Annotated in this window: 1 protein-coding gene; it reads right to left on the reverse strand. The window is 70.8% G+C overall.

Features of this window, described 5'->3' with window-relative positions; translation table 11 throughout:
- Positions 1 to 737: LysR family transcriptional regulator (locus tag FJM51_RS23460; protein ID WP_140456501.1), on the reverse strand; the 737-nt coding region annotated here is incomplete at its 3' end.
- Positions 738 to 1,030 lie beyond the last annotated feature (293 nt).

Here is a 1,030-nt window from a genome sequence, read left to right on the forward strand (position 1 = left end):
CCGGACCAGCCGAGCGAAATCCCCTGGCCGATCAGGGTCTGGTGGATCGCGATCCCGTGGTTGGTGACCCGCACGCCCGGGTCGATCTGGCGCGCGTCGGGCGCGCGCGCGTCGCGCCAGTCGCGCCAGGTGAACCAGCGGCGGTCGCTGTCCTCGAGGTGGATGAGCGGTCCCTCCGCCAGCATCTCCGCGAATCCCCGTCCCGCGAACCGCGCGGCCACGGGCGGCGCCGCGACCGGGATCACAGCTTCCCGCACCAGAAGCCGGCTCTCGTAGCCGGGCCAGTGGCCGTCTCCGAAGAGGATCGCGCAGTCGACGTCGTCGATCCGCACGTCGCGGTCGCGCTCGGCCGTCGTCACCCGCACCCGCAATGAAGAGTCCGCCGCGCGCAGGGCGGCGAGCTTCGGCATCAGCCAGAACATGGCGATGCCGGGATAGGTGGCGAGCGTCAGGCCCGGCTGCGCCGCCGCCCGGCGCAGCGCCGTCGAGGCGCGCGCGATGTCAGCCATCGCCGCCGCGACGGCGCGATGATAGGCGAGCGCCGCCGGGGTCGGGAAGGTCTGTGCGCCGCGCCGCTCGAAGAGCTTCACCCCGAGGTCGCGTTCCAGCGCCTGGATCTGATGGCTGACGGCGGGCTGGCCGACGTTCAGCTCACCCGCGGCTTTCGTGAAGCTGCCAGCGCGGACGCAGGCGTCGAAAACCCGCAGTGATTTCAGAGGAGGCAGCTCGTGGGCCAAGGATATCCCTCCCGCGCCGCCGCGGCGCTACTCGGACGCACTCAGGATGCTCCATCGAAAAAACTGATGGAAGGATGATTCTTTCCGGCCTGTTCGCGTTTCGCGGGTCGTGAGAGAAACCGCCCAACAAGACCGGAAGACACATCGCCGGACGGATGATCGGGAGACCCGACGCGAAGGGCGGAACAGCCCGGCGCGGGCCTTGGCGGATGGCACGGGAGGGCCGCGTGACACGAGATTTCAGTAGGACGAAGCGCGGCGCCGCGCCGGCGCGCGACGGCCGCGCGGCTGAC

The organism is Amaricoccus solimangrovi (assembly GCF_006385685.1).
Taxonomy (GTDB): Bacteria; Pseudomonadota; Alphaproteobacteria; order Rhodobacterales; family Rhodobacteraceae; genus Amaricoccus; species Amaricoccus solimangrovi.